We start from the raw sequence: 16,277 nt of genomic DNA, 5'->3' as shown, positions 1-16,277 counted from the left end.
GAGGTGACTTGTGACCGAAGGCCCCACGATCAACACGATCGCGCGGCGCGCCGGGGTGTCGATCGCCTCTGTCTCTCGCGTTCTGAACGGACTGCCGACCCGCGAGGAGACGGTCCGCCGCGTGCTGAGCGCGGCGGAGGAGCTCGGCTACGTTCCCAACTCCGTGGCGCGCTCGCTCAAGAACCGGCGCACCAACCAGGTCGCGTTCGCCATGGCCGACATCGGCAACCCGGTCTATCTCGCCATGGTGCGCGAGATCCAGCCGGTGCTCCGCGCGGCGGGTTACCGCCTCCTGCTGCACTCCACGGACGCCGACGTCGCCGACGAGCTGGACGTGCTGCGCGGGCTCGGCGAGCGGTACGTCGACGGGCTGATCATGAGCCCGCTGCGGGTCACCGACGAGCACCTGCGCGCCCTCGCCGCCGCCAGGGCCCCCGTGGTCGTCATCGGCTCGGTGCCCGAGGAGACCGGCGTCGACAACGTGCGGGCCGACTCGCGCACCGGAGTACGGCTCGCGCTCGACCACCTCTACGGGCTCGGCCGGCGCCGCATCGCGTTCGTCAACGGTCCGCCCGACACCGTCCCCGGCGCCGCGCGGGCCGCCGCCTACCGAGAGGCGCTCGACGCCCTCGGCCTGCCGTACGACGAGAACCTCGTCGAGGTGGGCGACTTCTACCGCGCCGAGGGCGCCACCGCCGTACGGGCCCTGCTGGACCGGGCCGCCGACGTGGACGCGCTCATGTGCGCCAACGACCTGATCGCGCTCGGCGCGCTGGACGTGCTGCGCCGCGCCGGGCGGCGGGTGCCCGAGGACGTGGCGGTCGTCGGCATGGACGACACCTACCTGGCGGGGGTCGCCTGGCCCGCGCTGACCAGCGTGTCGCTCGGATCCGAGCGACGCGGCCGGGCCGCCGCCGAGCTGCTGCTCGACCGGCTGGAGAACGGCCAGCGGCAGGCGCGCGTCGTCACCGTCGAGCCGCGCCTGGCCGTACGCGCCTCGACGGCCGGCGTACGGGACGGGACCGACGACGTGCCGGGGGCCGGCGAAGGCACCGAGGGGGAGGAGAGCCCATGACCCTCACGGACGTCCGGCCGGCCAGGGCCGGACGCGGACCCGCCCCCAACAGGGCGCGGAACCGGGACACCTTCATGCTGATGCTCCCGGCGCTGATCCCCGTGCTGGTGCTCAGCGTCGGTCCGCTGGTCTACGGCATCATGCTCGCCTTCACCGACGCCAGGTCGGGGCGGAACACCGAGACGTCGTTCGTCGGCCTGGCGAACTTCGGTGACCTCCTCACGGACGTCGACTTCTGGGAGTCGTTCCGCATCGGCATGATCTGGGCCGTCTCCGTCACCGTGCTGCAGTTCCTCGCGTCGCTCGGGCTCGCGCTGCTGCTCGACCAGGACCTGCGGTTGCGCGGGTTCGCCCGGGTGCTGGCGCTGGTGCCGTGGGCGATGCCGCCCGTGGTCATCGGCCTGATGTGGCGGCTCGTCTACCACCCGGACGCGGGCATCCTCAACGCCGTGCTCGGCACCGACGTGGACTGGCTCAACGACTTCTCCGTCGCGCTCCCCGCCGTGATCCTCGTGGGGATCTGGATGGGCATGCCGCAGACGACGGTCGTCCTGCTGGCCGGGCTGCAGAACGTGCCCAAGGAGCTGCACGAGGCGGCCGGGGTCGACGGCGCGGGCGTGTGGCGGCGCTTCTGGAACGTCACCCTGCCGCAGCTCCGCCCGGTGATCGTGGCGATCACCTCGCTCGACTTCGTCTGGAACATCAACCAGTTCAGCCTGGTCTACGTGCTGACGCAGGGAGGGCCCGGAGGGCGGACGCGGCTGCCGATGTTGTTCGCGTACGAGGAGGCGTTCCGTTACGGCTTCTTCGGGTACGCGGCGACCCTCGGCGTCGCGATCACGATCGTCGTCCTCGCCGTGCTCGGCGTCTACCTGTGGCGGCAGATGCGGGAGGCCGACTGATGCGCACCGCCCTGAAGTACCTCGCCCTGCTGGGTTACATCGTCTTCCTGGCGTTCCCGCTCGTCTGGCTGTTGTCCACGGCGCTGAAGACGCCGCAGGAGATGGCGAACCTGGACCCGACCTGGATCCCGCGCCGCCCGACCCTGGCCAACTTCGCCGACGCCTTCGGCGAGCAGGACATCGTGGGCAGCGCCGCGCGCAGCCTGGCCGTCGCGCTGGCGAGCGCCGTGATCACCGTGGTCGTCGCCCTTCCCGCGGCGTACGCGCTGGCGCGGTTCCGCAGCGCGCTGAACAAGGTCGCCATCGGGTGGGTGCTGGTCAGCCAGGTCTTCCCGGTCATCCTGATCATCATCCCGCTGTTCATGGTGCTGCGCCGGCTTGAGCTGGTGAACACGCTGCCCGGGCTCGCCCTCGTGCACGTCACCTTCACGCTGCCGTTCGCCCTCTGGATGCTCCAGGGCTACGTGCGCGCCGTACCGCGCGAGCTGGAGGAGGCGGCGTCCGTGGACGGCGCGGGACGGCTCAGGGCCCTCGCCAGCGTCGTCGCGCCACTGCTCGTCCCCGGCGTCGTCGCGACCCTGCTGTTCGCCTTCATCTCGTCCTGGAACGAGTTCCTCTTCGCGCTCGTGGTCCTCAAGGACCCCGAGGTGGCCACCCTGCCGCTGACGCTGGTGAAGTTCACCGGCCCGGAGGGTGTCGTACGGCTGGGCCCGCTCGCCGCCGCCTCCCTGTTGGCGACGATCCCGAGCCTGGCGTTCTTCGCGGTCATCCAGCGGCGGCTCAGATCCGGCCTGATGGCCGGCGCCGTCAAGGGATAGCCGTGCCCCCGAGATCTCCCAGAACCCCCCAGTCCCCCGATAGGAGAATCACATGAGGCGTTGGAGTGCCGCGCTCGCGGTCGCGGCCGTCGTTCTGGCCGCCGGATGTTCGGGCGGGGGAGGCGACGGCGGCGATGCCGCGTCCGACGGGCCGGTGAAGCTGCGGTTCCTCAGCCTCGCCTGGCAGAAGGAGTCGATCGCCGCCAACAAGCAGCTCGTCGACGAATGGAACACGGCCAATCCCAAGATCCAGGTCGAGTACGTCCAGGGGAGCTGGGACAACGTCAACGACCAGCTCGTCACCTCGTTCGAGGCGGGCGACCCGCCGGACGTGATCCACGACGACTCGCCGGCCCTGTCGGGCTTCGCCTCGCGGGGCTTCCTGCTCGACCTGTCGAGCTCGCTGCCCGCCGAGCTGAAGGGCGACATCCCGCAGGCCGCGTGGGACACGGTCACCTTCGGCGACGGCAAGGGCGGCCAGGGCGTGTACGGCGTGCCCTTCCTCCAGGAGTCCCAGGTCCTCTTCGCCAACAAGAAGCTGCTCGACGCGTCCGGCGTCCGCGTCCCGACCTCCGACGACCCCTGGACGTGGGACGAGTTCGCCGCCGCGACCAAGAAGATGACCAAGGGCGGCGCGTACGGCGTGGCCTGGCCGATGAAGTCGCCGGTCAACAAGGTGCTCAGCCTCGGGCTCAACTTCGGCGGGACCTTCTTCACCACCGAGGGCGGCAAGACCACGGTCAAGGTCGGGCCGGAGGAGCGCGAGGTCCTGCGGCGCATCCACGACCAGCTTCACAAGGACAAGTCCGCCGACCCCTCGGCGCTCGGCATGGGCACCGCCGACCCGCTGCCCGGCTTCTTCGCCGGCAAGTACGCGATCGTGCCCGCGGGCGTCTACCTGCGCCAGCAGGTGGCCGAGCAGGCGCCCGACGGGTTCGAGTGGGTCACCCTGCCACCGCTGAAGGGCGTCACCGCCCAGCAGGGCGCCACGTCGCAGACGTTGTCGGTCGCCGCGGACAGCAAGCACCCGCAGGAGTCGGTGAAGTTCATCTCGTTCTTCCTGAACGGCCCGAACCAGGCCAGGCTCGCCAAGGGCGACTGGCTGCTCCCGACGAGCACCGCCGCGGCCGCCGACCCCGCCATGACCACCAAGGACAACTTCTGGGACGTCGCCACCGCGTCGGCCAAGAACCTCGTGGTCGCGCCGTACCTCAAGGTCAACGGTTACGACGAGTGGAAGAGCAAGGTCGGCACCCCGACGCTCCAGGAGTACTTCGCCGGAAAGATCAGCCTCGACGAGGCGGCGAAGAAGCTCGTCGAGGAGGGCGACAAGGTGCTGGAGCGGTACGCCCAGTGATCGATCCACTCTCGCCGCGGGACCGCGCCCGGGGATGCCTGCTCGGCCTGGCGGCCGGAGACGCCCTCGGCGCGCCCGCGGAGAACCTGACCCCCGAGACCATCGCGGCCCGATGGGGCGTGCTCGTTGAGATCGAGGGCGGAGGAACGGACGACACCGAATACACCCTGTTCGCGGCGTCCCTCCTCCTCCGGCACGGTCACGCGCTCACCTCCGACGACGTCGCCGAGGCGTGGCGCACCGAGATCGTGGCGCGGCTCGACGGGCCGATGCGCGGGGCCGGGTTCTCCGAGCTCGGCACCGTCCAGGCGCTCCGCCTCGGGCTCCGGCCGCCGCTGACCGGCCGGTGGCACCCGCACGGCTGGTCCGACGGCCTCGCCATGCGGGCGGCGCCGTACGGGATCTTCGCGGCGGGCGATCCGGACGAGGCGGCGCGGCTGGCCGAGATCGACGGGCGGGTCAGCCACGGCGGCGAGGGCGTTCTCGGCGGCCGCGCGGTCGCCGCCGCGGTGGCGGTCGCGATGACCGGCGCCGAACCGGGCGACGTGATCGACGCGGGGCTGCGGGCGATCCCCGCGGACTCGTGGACCGCGCGCTGCGTCAGGAAGGCCGTCGAGATCGCCGACGCCCAGGGAGAGGGGAGCTCGCGCGAGGAGTTCGCGCGGGCGCTCCATGACGCCGTCGTCGTGAAGCACTATCCGTGGACCGATCTGGCCCCGGAGGCGGTCGCGCTCGCCTTCTCCGCCTACATCAGGGGCGGCGGAGAGGTCGAGGCGGCCGTGGTGACGGCGGCGAACCTGGGCAGGGACGCCGACACCACGGCCGCGATCGCGGGCGCTCTCGCGGGCGCGGGCACCGGCGAGGCGGGCGTGCCCGCGCGCTGGGCGCGCAGGATCGGGCCGGTCCACGGCCGATGCCTGCCCGTGGTCGCGGGGCGGCACGTCCTGGACGTCGCCGATCAGCTCGCCGATCAGCTCGCCGATCAGCTCGCCGACCGGCTCGCGGAACGACTCGGGCTCACCGGCCGACACGTGGAAGGAACGTAGGGACATGTCATCGGGGGGCGGAGGCGGCACGCCGCCGTCGGAGGATCGGATCCTGGGCGCCTTCGTCGGGCTCGCCGCCGGGGACGCCGCCGGCTGGCCGGCCGCGCGTCACCGTTCGCTGCGGCTGGCACCGTGGAGCAGGCGGCTGTACCGCGAGCTGGACGCGTTCGCGGAGGAACGCCAGGTGACCACGCTGCCGGTGCCGTTCGCGCTGAACCAGCCGGTCGAGCCGCTGGCGCTGGGCCCGTCCGACGACGCCGAATGGCTCGCTTGGACGGCGACGACGATCCACGAGGACCGGGCCGAGGCGTTCGGGCGGCTCGTCGAGCGGGACGACCTGCGCGCCCGCATCTCCGTCTGGTCCGCGCTGGACAACCTCGCCGCGGGGCTGGGGCCACCCGCGAGCGGCCACGACAACCCGCACTTCTTCGACGACGCGGCCGCCGTACGGGCCGTGGCGTTCGGCGCCGCGGGGATGGACCCGGTCGCCGACGCGCGGGTCACCAACTCGGGGGACGGCGTCCTCGGCGCCGTGGCGATGGCGACGGCGGTCGGCGGGCTGGTGCGGGGCGCGCCGATGCGGGAGGCGATCGACGCGGCGGTCGGTGCGCTCCCGGAGGACAGCGCGATCGGGCTCGCCGCGCGTAGGGCCGTGGCGGTGGCACGGGAGCACGGCGACCCGTTCGCCGCGGTCCCGGCGCTCGACGCGGCGCTGCTCGGCCACGTCTACAGCTACGGCGTGGCGGCCGCGGAGACCGTCCCGATCGCCCTGGCCCTCGCCGACGCCGCGATGTCGTCCGTGAGCCCGTCGGCGAGTCCGTCGTCGAGTTCGTCGTCGAGTTCGTCCGCGAGTTCGCCTGTGGGCCCGTCCGGTGGGGCGTTCGGAGCCGCGGTGTCGGCGGCGGCCTGTCTGGCGTCGGTCGCCGACTCGGCCCCCGCGCTCACCGGCGCGCTCGCCGGCGCGTACGCGGGACACGCGGCGCTGCCGGAGGGATGGCGGGCGGCGGCGCGCACGCTGACGGGCTGCTGCCTGCCGGAGATGGCGGGCGTGGACCTGCTCGCCGTCGCGCGGGCGCTGGCGTCCGATCATGGGACGGGGAGCCCGGCATGACGCCGTGGCCCGGACAACCGCGATACACGGCATTCATCACAGTTGCGCGGTTCCATGGTTCCGCGTGGGTCGAATCGGAGGGGACGGCATGACGCCGCTTGAGGACAGGGCCGTCGGCTGCGTGGCCGGGGCAGCGGTGGGGGACGCGCTCGGCGGGGCCACCGAGGGGTGGACGCCCGAGCAGATCCTGGCGCGGTACGGAGGCCGCGTCGAAGGCGTCGTCCCGCCGTACTTCGAGGACTGGCGCAACGCCCGGCCGATCGCGCCGTACCACAAGGGCGACGGCCACGTGACCGACGACACCCTGATGACCCATGCGCTGATCCGCGTGTACGAGCGGGCCGGCGGGCATCTGGACGCCTACGCCGCGGCCGAGCACCTCGTCCCCGAGATGATGGGCGAGAAACGCTGGATCCCCGAGCTGGAGGCCGAGGCGCTGCCGCTGCACCGGGTGTTCCTGGCGGAGAAATGGCTGGTCCTGCGGTTGCACTACGGGCACGTCGACCCGCGCGAGGCCGGCGTGGGGAACATCGTCAACTGCGGCGCCGCGATGTACATGGCGCCCGTGGGCGTCGTCAACGCGGGCGACCCGGACGGCGCCTACGCCGAGGCGATCGACCTCGCGGGCGCGCACCAGTCCAGCTACGGCCGGGAGGCGGCGGGGGTCCTCGCCGCCGCCGTCGCCGAGGCGATGCGCCCCGGCGCCACGCCCGACTCCGTGGTCGCGACCTGCGTACGGCTCGCCCGCGACGGCACGAAGGCGGCCATCGAGGCGGTGTGCTCGGCGGCCAGGGACCACGGCCACTGGGAGGAGTCCTTCGAGGCGCTGCGCGCCGCCATGCGGCCCTACGACACGGTCGCCGACACCTACCGCGACCAGGGGCTCGGCGCCCGCCGCCCGAGCCGGACGCACAGCATCGAGGAGCTGCCGCTCGCCCTCGCGTTCCTGCTGATCGCCAAGGGCGACTACCGCGAGACGGTGCTCGGCGGCGTGAACTACGGGCGGGACGCCGACTCGATCGCGTCGATGGGCGGCGCGGTCGCCGGGGCGCTCGGCGGGCGGGCCGCCGTACCGGCCGGGTGGGTCGAGGAGGTGTCGGCGGCCAGCAGGACCGACCTCGTCGCCCCGGGACTCGCCATCGCCGCGGTGGCGCGCCGGGTGCGTGCCGCCGACGCGGAGCGCCGCCGGACCGCCGACGCCGCCTTCGCCGAGCTGCTGGCCGCCGGAGACGCCTCGTGATGCGGCTCACCTGGGTCCAGCCGGAGGACCTGGTCGGCCACGAGCTGCGCCAGGCCGCCGAGGACGGCCGGTGGGACCTGCCCGAGGTGCGGGACATCGCCGCGCGCTGGCACGCGGCGGGAGGCCAGGCGGCGCCGCCCCGCGCCGGCGCCTCCCCGGAGGCCCCTCCCGTACGGCTGCGCCGCCTGGCGGAGGATCTGCTCGACCGGCTGGCCGCGATCCCCTCGCCGCTGCCGGAGCCGTCCGGCTGGAACGAGATCGTCGCCGCCTGCCCCGCGTGGCCGGCCCGAGGACGGGCGGACCGGGTGCCGGGCGCCGACCCGGCCCGGGTGCTCGGCGCCTGGCAGGGCAGGGCCGCCGGATGCGTGCTGGGCAAGCCGGTGGAGAAGATCCCGCGCGAGGGCATCAGGGAGATCGCCGAGGCGACCGGCAACTGGCCGATCCGCGGCTGGTTCACCGCCAGGGGCCTGCCGCCGGAGACCGCCCGGAGGTGGCCGTGGAACCGGCGGAGCGCGGTCAACAGCCTCGCGGAGAACATCGACGGGATCCCCGAGGACGACGACCTCAACTTCGCGCTGCTCGCGCTCGCCGTCCTGGAGCGGCACGGCAGGGACTTCACCACCGGGAACGTCGCCCAGATGTGGCTGGACGAGCTGCCGGGCGGCCGGGTGTTCACCGCCGAGCGGGTGGCCTACCGCAACCTCCTGACGGGCATCGAGCCGGAGGAGACCGCGACCTACCGCAATCCGTTCCGTGAATGGATCGGCGCCCTGATCAGGGTCGACGTGTACGGCTGGGCGAACCCGGGAGACCCCGCGACGGCGGCCGAGTTCGCCTGGCGGGACGCCCGGCTCAGCCACACGGCGAACGGCGTCTACGGCGCGATGTTCACGGCCGCCATGTGCGCGCGGTCCCTCGACGCCTCGTCCGTCACCGAGGTGGTCGAGGCGGGCCTGTCCGTCGTCCCGGCGGGGTCCCGGCTGGCGGCGGCCGTACGGGACGCCGTGGCCGTGGCGGGCGCGGAGCGGGACTTCGAGCGGGTCGTGGACCACCTGCATGCCCGGCACGGCCACCTGCACTGGGTTCACACGATCAACAACGCCGCCCTTATCGCCGCGGCGCTGGTCCACGGAGGGGGAGACTTCACCGCCTCGATCGCGGGCGCGGTCGCGGGCGGCTGGGACACCGACTCGGCGGGTGCGACCGTCGGTTCGATCGCCGGAGCGCTGAACGGGGGCGTTCCCGGGCAGTGGTCCATGAAGGACCGCCTGACCAGCAGCATCACCGGATTCGACGGCATCGCCCTGGGCGAGCTCGCCCGGCGGACCCGGTTGATGGCAGGGTAAGCGGGATAAAGGTGACGATCCTGGAGGAAGCATCGTGATCTCGGTGTTCGGCAGCGCCAACATGGACCTGGTGGCCTACGTACCGTCCGCCCCCAAGATGGGTGAGACCGTCACGGGACGGGCGTTTCGCACGGTGCCCGGCGGCAAGGGCGCCAACCAGGCGGTCGCCGCCGCCAGGGCGGGCGCCCAGGTCGCGTTCATCGGGGCCGTGGGTGACGACCCCTTCGGCCCGGCCCTGCGCGGCGCGTTGTTCGAGTCGGGCGTCGACACGAGCAGGCTGCGGGTCGAGCCGGGACCGTCGGGAATCGCGCACATCGTCGTGGAGGACAGCGGCGGCAACTCGATCATCGTCGTGCCCGGCGCCAACGGCACCATCACCGGATGCACCGCCGAGGACATCGAGATGATCGCTCGCTCCAGGGCGCTCCTCCTGCAGCTCGAACTGCCGCTCGACGCGGTCGTCGCGGGGGCCCGCGCGGCCCGCGCCGCCGGCGTGCCCGTCGTCCTGACGCCCGCTCCCGTGGTCGAGCTGCCGAACGAGCTGCTCGACTCGGTGGACCTGATCGTGCCCAACGAGCACGAGGCCGCCGCGATCACCGGCGCCGACGACCCGGACGACGCGCTCAAGATCCTGCTGGACCGCGTCCCGGAGGCCGTGATCACCCTGGGCTCCAAGGGCGCGCTGTACGGCTCCCGCGCCGGGACCCGCCTGCTCGTGCCGGCCGTACCCGTCGAGGCGGTGGACACCACGGCGGCCGGGGACACGTTCGTCGGCGCGCTCGCGGTCGCCAGGGCCGAGGGCCGCGAGCCCGCGCAGGCACTGCGGTTCGCCTCGACGGCCGCCGCGCTGTCCGTCCAGCGCGAGGGCGCGAGCACGTCCATGCCGAGCCGCGCCGAGATCGACGCGGCCCTCCTGTGACCGGAGGGCTGTGACCGGAGGCCGGCCGGGCGGTGGTGCCCCGCACCCCGCCCCGGCCGGCCTCCGGCCGCGTGGAATTCCGAAACGGAGGAACGATGACCACCCCCGCCACGCCGCCGGTGCCACCTGCGCCACCTGCGCCACAGGTGCCGCCCGCGCCGCCGCTGTCGGGCGTCCGCGTGCTGGACCTCGCGACCCTGTTCGCCGGGCCGATGGCCGCGATGCTGCTCGGCGACTACGGAGCGGATGTGATCAAGGTCGAGCATCCGGCGAAACCCGACCCCGCGCGCGGTCACGGGCCGGAAGGGCTGTGGTGGAAGACGCTCGGCCGCAACAAGCGCGCGATCACCCTCGACCTGTCCACGCCGGACGGCCAGGACCTCCTGGTCGAGCTGGTACGGGACGCCGACGTGGTGATCGAGAACTTCCGTCCCGGCACGCTGGAGCGGTGGAACCTCGGCTACGACCGGCTCGGTGAGGCGAACCCGCGGCTCGTGCTCGCCCGGGTGACCGGGTTCGGGCAGTTCGGCCCGTACGCCCGCAGGCCGGGGTTCGGCACGCTGGCCGAGGCGATGAGCGGGTTCGCCGCGATGACCGGCGAACCGGACGGCCCGCCGACGCTGCCGCCGTTCGGCCTGGCCGACGGGATCTGCGCGCTCGCCACGGCGTTCGCGATCATGACGGCCCTGCGATCGGGCCGGGGACAGGTCGTCGACATGTCGATCATCGAGCCGATCCTCGGCGTCCTCGGGGCGCAGCCCACCATCTACGACCGGCTCGGCGTCGTGCCGCCGCGCACCGGCAACCGGTCCGTCAACAACGCGCCGCGCAACACCTACCGGTGCAAGGACGGCTCCTGGGTCGCCGTGTCCACCTCGGCGCAGAACATCGCCGAACGCGTCATGCGGCTCGTCGGCCGGCCCGAGTACGTCGCAGAACCCTGGTTCGCCACCGGCGCCGGGCGGGTCGGCCACGCCGACGAACTGGACGCGGCCGTGGCCGCCTGGGTGGCCGACCGCACCCGTGACGAGGTCCTCGCGGCCTTCGAGGAGGCGCAGGCCGCGGTCGCGCCGATCTACGACGTGCGGGACGTCATGGCCGACCCCCAGCTCCGGGCGCTCGACGCGATCACCACGGTGGAGGACCCCGAGCTGGGGCCGCTGCGCATGCAGAACGTCATGTTCCGGCTGTCGGGGACGCCCGGCGCCATCCGCTGGACCGGCCGCCCGCACGGGGCCGACACCGAGGAGGTGCTGACCTCGCTCGGCCTGCCTCCCGGCCGGATCGCCGCGCTCCGCGCGAAGGGCATCGTGTGACGGATCACAGCCCGGCCGGGGTTGACCCGGCGCGTCAGGGGGATCATCAGGCGACCGCGAACGCCATGAGGAGTGACGCCGTGCCGCAGACCGCACCGCTGACCTGGTTGTACGTCCCCGCCGACCGGCCGGACCGGGTGGCCAGGGCGCTGGCCACGGACGCCGACGTCGTGATCGTCGACCTGGAGGACGCGGTCGCGCCCGAGAACAAGGGCCAGGCCAGGGCCGAGGCCGTCGCGCTGCTCGCCACGCCGCAGCCCCGGGTCCAGGTCCGCGTCAACGACGTGCGCACGCCGTACGGGCAGGCGGATCTGCACGCGCTGGCCGCCCTCGTCACCGGGACGTGCGGCATCCGGGTGCCCAAGGTGGAGTCGGCGGCGGAGGTGAGGGAGATCGCGGCGGCGGTGCCCGGCGTGCCCCTGCACCCGCTGCTCGAATCCGCGCTCGGGCTCGAACGCGCCTTCGAGATCGCCACCGCCGCTGAGGCGGTGGCGGGCATCGGGCTGGGCGAGGCCGACCTGCGCGCCGACCTCGGCGTCACCGCCGACGCCGGGCTGGCCTGGGCGCGGTCCCGCGTGGTTGTCGCCGCCCGCGCGGCCGGGCTGCCCGCGCCCGCCCAGTCGGTCTACCCGGACGTCAGGGACCTCGCCGGGCTGGCCGCGTCCTGCCTGGAGGGCCGGGCGTCGGGGTTCCGCGGCCGGGCGGCGATCCACCCGGCCCAGCTCCCGGTGATCGTAAACGCGTACCGCCCGACCGAGGCGGAGATCACCGCCGCCCACGAGGTGATCGCGGCGGCCGGTCGCGGCGCGGTCGCCCTCCCGGACGGGCGGTTCGTGGACGAGGCGGTGGTCCGCCAGGCCCGCCGCGTCCTGCGGACATCCCGGCAGGAGACGCGTCAGGGCGGGGCCGAGACGAGCAGGCCGTAGGCGACGGCGTACCGGTGGCCGAGCGTGCCCGCCACGTCGCCGCGTCCGATCGCCAGGCCACGGGGCAGCTCGCGGGCCAGCACGCCGAGGACCTCGTCGTCTCCCGCCGGGCCGCCCACGATGACGGCCCCGCGCCCCACCCCGTCCGGACCGTCCAGCTCCGCCAGCGCCCGCCTGACCGTGGCGCCGAGCACCTCGCGCTTGATGGACAGCCGGAGGGCGCGCCACTCCGCCGGGCTCATCGCCGGGGAGAAGGGCAGCGGCCCGGCCGGGCCGGGCACGGTCAGCCACCCCACCGTCCCGGGCGGCGCGGTGGAGTCGAGGAACACGCGGACGCCGTCCTCCCCGAGCGTCACGCCGGGCGTCTCCACCCGGACGCACGGCCCGCGCTTGACCCACTCGGCCGCGCCGCGCGGGACGCCGAGCACGGCCGCGACCGCCGCGGTGAGCAGATCCCCGGCGCCGGCCGCCACGACCTCCTCCGACGGGCCGATCAGGTCCACCGTGCCGCCGCCGAGGTCGACGACCAGGGCCCCCTCGTCGGCGCCCGGCGTGGTGAGCGCCCCGGCGCGTGCCGCCCCGGCCTCGCTCGGCGCGAGCCGTACGGGCACGCCGAGATCGGCAGGCAGGACGGCGGGGGACTCCGGCCCCAGCGTGGCCACCAGCAATGATCGCGAGCCGGTCGTGCCGGCCCGCGCGTTGACCGATCCCGCCACCGCGTCCAGGTCGATCACGGCCCGCCCGGTCGAGGCCGCCGGCACGTCCGTGCCCGCTGCCGCGTCCTCGGCGGGCTCCCGATCGGCCGGCGACGCGGGAGGGCCGCCGGGCAGCAGGACGACGACCGCGCTGGAGACGTCGTGGAGCCGCGCGCAGACCGCCGGAGCGCCCTCGCGCTCGCCGAGCCGCGACCCGAGGAAGAGCGCGTCGGACAGGTGCCGGAGGGGACGGCCCGGCGGGCGCACCTCCACGGCGACCAGCTCGGCGGCGGCGACCGCCGTGACGTCGACCTGGTCGGCCACGGGAACGGTCACGCCGATCCGGTTGGCGATCAGGCGGCCCTCGTCCCCTTCGGCGAGCACCCCGGTGATCGGCACACCGGCGCCCAGCGCGGCGCGGATCTCCCGTGCGGCCCGCTCGTACCCCGTCCGGCGGGGCACCAGGGCGATCAGCCCTCCCTCGGGCGGTTCGCCGACGGGCCCGCCGAGCGGGTACGGGCGGCCCACCGCCACGCCCTCGCCTCCCGGGGTGGGGCTTCCCGCGGCGACGACGCGCAGGCGCCCGGTGCGCCCCGGCCCGTACGGGACCTCAGCGGTGGTCGTCGTGACCGGGCGCAGGGGGGCCATCACGACCTCGTCCACCCGCGCGCCCAGGCCCCGCTCGATCCGCCGCAGCAGGGCGACGGCCCCGGCCAGGGACGCGGGCGATCCCTTGACGCCGCGCGTGACGACCCGGTCCCAGGCGACGGGGACGCCGTCGCGCGCCACCACGATCTCGGTGGTCGCGTTGCCGACGTCCACGCCCGCGATGAGGGCGCTCATCGCGCGAGGCCCCGCCGTACGTAGACGTCCCGGGCCTCGCGGACCAGCGCGGCGTTGCGCGGGCAGCCCCGCTCGTCCAGCCATCCGGCGAGGGCCGAGAGCTCGTCCGCGGTCGAGCGGCGCGGCCGCAGGGCCTCGTAGACGCGCATCACGTCCCGGTCCGGGAGGAGGGCGAGCTCGGCGGCCCGCCGCAGGTTGGCCGCGAGCTGCGGGTTGCCGTGCCGCTCGGCGACGACCGCCTGGGACTCCAGCGTCTCCGGATGGATGCGCAGGTCGTCCTGGGTCACCTCGCCCCGCCGTACGGACTCCACGGTCACCGACTCCACCGGCCGTCCGGAGTACGCACGTCGTCCGGGGCTCGTCATAAGGTCAGCTCCTCAGGTCCGGCGGCCCGGCAGCAGGCGCGCTCGATGGCGACGAGCGAGACCACTCTGGTGTGGTAGCGGGCCTCGATCGCCTCGTCGGTGTACGGGTTGCGGGCCGGCTCCGGGGTCGCGCCCTTGGCGTGGCGGCCCGCGTTCACCCCCATCAGCCGATAGTCGTCGGCCGACAGCACCGGGGCGATGCTGTACAGCTCCAGATTGGCCAGCGGGGCGAGGTCCCTGCGGTGGATCAGCGCGGTCCCCTTGGCCTGCAGCCCGATCCCGATCCCCGAGCCGGACAGGCGGGCCGCGGACAGCCCGATCATGCCGAGGTCGATCGTGTCGTCGAACCGTACGATCCGCGCGACGCAGCCTTCCTCCTCCAGGCCGGCGAGGAGCTGGCGCAGGACCTCCACCACGGGCAGCCCCGAGAGCGTGACCCAGACGTCCCTGCCGGTCGCGGGGGAGACGCCGACGACGACCTCGCGGGGATCGCCGCCCTGGGTCGCCGGGCCGCGGGGCCGCAGCGCGTCCGAGGCGTACGCGGCCTGCTCGCGGCGCAGGTCCTCGACGGAGCGCTGCTGGCGGATGGCGTCGATCTCCGCCTGGCGCTCCGGCGTGGGCTCGTACCCCGTTCCCGGCCCGGTGTAGTCGTTGGGATCGGTGACGAGGGACAACACGCGCATCTCCGGCGTGAGGATGGCCGACGTCTGCAGGCAGTCGCCGCCCACCCTGACCTTCAGCATGTCGAGCAGCCGCTCCGCCTCGGGCTCGAAACCGGTCTCCTGGAGCGCGGTCACGACGTCGGCCATGGTCAGCCCGGTTTCGCGGATGACACGCGCGGCGTGCATGACGGCCACCGTGTCCGGCCCGGCGAGGTCCTTGGACCCCGCCGCGTCCACCGCCGCCGCCACCTGCTCGTCGGTGAAGTCGGCCAGGCCGAACCACGCGTACACGGCGCGTACGGCCTGGGCCGCCCGTTCGCGCAGCTCCGCGACCGTGGCGGGGTCGGCCGTGCGCAGGCCGCCGTCGACGCCCCAGTCGCGCTGCATCGCCAGGTAGTCGTCGATGTCCTCGGCGTTCCAGTTCGACGGGCCGAACATGTTGTCGTAGCGCTGGATCGAGCCGAATCCGCTGCAGACGAAATCAGATCCGGCCAGGAAGATGGGCAGCGTTCGCGAGGTCCTGCGCACGTCGGACTCCGACATCAGCGCGTCGTTGCCCGAGCAGGACTCCAGGTTGCGTGCCATGACCATGACGTTCTCGGCCATCAGCTCGCGCACGCCGCGCGGGACGGCGCCGGCCACGCTGGCGCCGTCGATGCCGCCGTTCTGCACGCCCTGGGCGCCCATCGCCCGGGCCAGCGCGACGCAGCGTGACTCCAGGTAGAGCATCGACCGGCGTTCCGCCCCGCCCATGAGCACCTCGGCCCCGGCGCCGGACGAGACCCGCATCTTGATCCCCCGGGACGCGTACGCGCTGGTGAGGAACGCCTTCGACCACGGGGTGTCGTCGCCGTCGGTGAAGACCTGCTCGGTCCCGTACAGCGAGACGGTCTCGGCGTACGAGACGAACCCGCGCAGGCCGAGCTCCAGTTCGAGAGCCTCCTCGACGGAGCACTGCACGAGGACGCCCGGCGATCCGACGGCCGCGCCGATCGAGACCGCCACCGCGTTGGACGGGGCGTCGGCCAGCACGGGCACGGTCGTCTCCAGTTCGCGGAACCCGAACGCGGCGGCGGTCGCCGCGTCGGCGGCGAGCAGCAGCGGGTCGTCGAGCCGGTTGGTGACGTGGGCCTGGTTCGACGGCGTGCGGCGGGCCCGCAGCTTCGTCATGGCCATGACCAGCTCGGCCGGGCGCAGCAGGGCCAGCACCCGGGCGAGCTTGGCCGGTGTCATCCCGGCGCAGAGCCAGACGACCTCCGAGCGGGGGACCGACGGGTCGACCATCATGCGGGCCACGGCCACGTCGGACAGCGCCATGGCCTCGCTCGCCACGGTGAGGTCGAGGCCGTGGGCCGCGATGAACGCGTCGATCGAGTCGAAGTCGGCCGCCTTCACCCCGTCCATCTCGGTGACCACGCCGTCTTCGACGACCAGACCGGGCTTCGGGTCGTACGGCGAGGCGAGGGCGACCAGTCCGAGTTCGGGATTCTCCACGGCGAAACCGTCGAGGTTGACCCGCTGGGCGTCCATGAAGCGGATCCGGCCGACCGGTCCGGGGACGGCCGGTCTGCTGTCGTCGTCGCTGTCGTACGGAGGGATCATCGCGCTCTCCTTCCTTGCGGTTCTGCGGCGGGGAACGGGCGGGGAGATCGGCGG

The 16,277-nt window shown here is 74.0% G+C and carries 14 protein-coding genes; 11 read left to right on the top strand and 3 right to left on the bottom strand.

Going from position 1 to position 16,277, the window contains the following annotated elements:
• Positions 1–10: 10 nt before the first annotated feature.
• The 11 genes from AB0I59_RS34780 to AB0I59_RS34730 all read left to right on the top strand — a co-directional run bounded on the left by AB0I59_RS34780 (position 11) and on the right by AB0I59_RS34730 (position 12,056).
• Positions 11–1,075, top strand: a complete 1,065-nt coding sequence (locus AB0I59_RS34780; RefSeq protein WP_061256942.1) for a LacI family DNA-binding transcriptional regulator — start codon at positions 11–13, stop codon at positions 1,073–1,075.
• Positions 1,072–1,977 carry a carbohydrate ABC transporter permease gene (locus AB0I59_RS34775; RefSeq protein WP_061256944.1) on the top strand — a complete coding sequence of 302 codons (906 nt, stop codon included), beginning with the start codon at positions 1,072–1,074 and terminating at the stop codon, positions 1,975–1,977. Before AB0I59_RS34780 ends, AB0I59_RS34775 begins: the two co-directional genes overlap by 4 nt.
• Positions 1,977–2,795, top strand: a complete 819-nt coding sequence (locus tag AB0I59_RS34770; protein WP_061256946.1) for a carbohydrate ABC transporter permease — start codon at positions 1,977–1,979, stop codon at positions 2,793–2,795. Before AB0I59_RS34775 ends, AB0I59_RS34770 begins: the two co-directional genes overlap by 1 nt.
• A gap of 52 nt (positions 2,796–2,847) precedes the next feature.
• Positions 2,848–4,152 carry an ABC transporter substrate-binding protein gene (locus AB0I59_RS34765; protein WP_358139714.1) on the top strand — a complete coding sequence of 435 codons (1,305 nt, stop codon included), beginning with the start codon at positions 2,848–2,850 and terminating at the stop codon, positions 4,150–4,152.
• Positions 4,149–5,198: an ADP-ribosylglycohydrolase family protein gene (locus tag AB0I59_RS34760; RefSeq protein ID WP_358139711.1), complete on the top strand. Its 1,050-nt coding sequence runs from the start codon at positions 4,149–4,151 to the stop codon at positions 5,196–5,198. The genes AB0I59_RS34765 and AB0I59_RS34760 overlap by 4 nt, the downstream gene beginning before the upstream one ends.
• Positions 5,199–5,202: 4 nt before the next feature.
• Positions 5,203–6,309: an ADP-ribosylglycohydrolase family protein gene (locus AB0I59_RS34755; protein WP_358139708.1), complete on the top strand. Its 1,107-nt coding sequence runs from the start codon at positions 5,203–5,205 to the stop codon at positions 6,307–6,309.
• 88 nt (positions 6,310–6,397) lie between these two features.
• Positions 6,398–7,549: an ADP-ribosylglycohydrolase family protein gene (locus AB0I59_RS34750; RefSeq protein ID WP_358139706.1), complete on the top strand. Its 1,152-nt coding sequence runs from the start codon at positions 6,398–6,400 to the stop codon at positions 7,547–7,549.
• Entirely contained in the window at positions 7,549–8,895 is a 1,347-nt protein-coding gene (locus AB0I59_RS34745) for an ADP-ribosylglycohydrolase family protein (protein WP_358139812.1), read from the top strand. Before AB0I59_RS34750 ends, AB0I59_RS34745 begins: the two co-directional genes overlap by 1 nt.
• A gap of 34 nt (positions 8,896–8,929) precedes the next feature.
• Complete coding sequence (gene rbsK, locus AB0I59_RS34740; RefSeq protein WP_082776988.1) at positions 8,930–9,814, top strand: ribokinase; 885 nt, start codon at positions 8,930–8,932, stop codon at positions 9,812–9,814.
• Positions 9,815–9,909: 95 nt separating this feature from the next.
• A complete protein-coding gene (locus AB0I59_RS34735) occupies positions 9,910–11,130 on the top strand; it encodes a CaiB/BaiF CoA transferase family protein (protein WP_358139704.1) in 1,221 nt (406 codons plus the stop codon).
• Positions 11,131–11,210: 80 nt separating this feature from the next.
• Complete coding sequence (locus tag AB0I59_RS34730) at positions 11,211–12,056, top strand: HpcH/HpaI aldolase/citrate lyase family protein (RefSeq protein ID WP_358139701.1); 846 nt, start codon at positions 11,211–11,213, stop codon at positions 12,054–12,056.
• On the opposite strand, the gene AB0I59_RS34725 is transcribed toward AB0I59_RS34730, so the two are convergent.
• From AB0I59_RS34725 to AB0I59_RS34715, 3 genes are read right to left on the bottom strand one after another with little or no spacing between them, the layout of a single operon-like run.
• Entirely contained in the window at positions 12,026–13,594 is a 1,569-nt protein-coding gene (locus AB0I59_RS34725) for a diol dehydratase reactivase ATPase-like domain-containing protein (RefSeq protein WP_358139698.1), read from the bottom strand. The genes AB0I59_RS34730 and AB0I59_RS34725 overlap by 31 nt on opposite strands.
• Positions 13,591–13,959 carry a diol dehydratase small subunit gene (locus AB0I59_RS34720; protein WP_061256963.1) on the bottom strand — a complete coding sequence of 123 codons (369 nt, stop codon included), beginning with the start codon at positions 13,957–13,959 and terminating at the stop codon, positions 13,591–13,593. The genes AB0I59_RS34725 and AB0I59_RS34720 overlap by 4 nt, the downstream gene beginning before the upstream one ends.
• Positions 13,956–16,223, bottom strand: a complete 2,268-nt coding sequence (locus AB0I59_RS34715; RefSeq protein ID WP_358139695.1) for a propanediol/glycerol family dehydratase large subunit — start codon at positions 16,221–16,223, stop codon at positions 13,956–13,958. Before AB0I59_RS34715 ends, AB0I59_RS34720 begins: the two co-directional genes overlap by 4 nt.
• Between the last annotated feature and the right edge of the window lie 54 nt (positions 16,224–16,277).

Origin of the sequence: Microtetraspora glauca, assembly GCF_040656155.1 — a bacterium.
Classification (GTDB): domain Bacteria; phylum Actinomycetota; class Actinomycetes; order Streptosporangiales; family Streptosporangiaceae; genus Microtetraspora; species Microtetraspora glauca.
The sequence above is the reverse complement of the archived record's forward strand: the minus strand, read 5'-3'. Positions and strand labels throughout refer to the sequence as shown.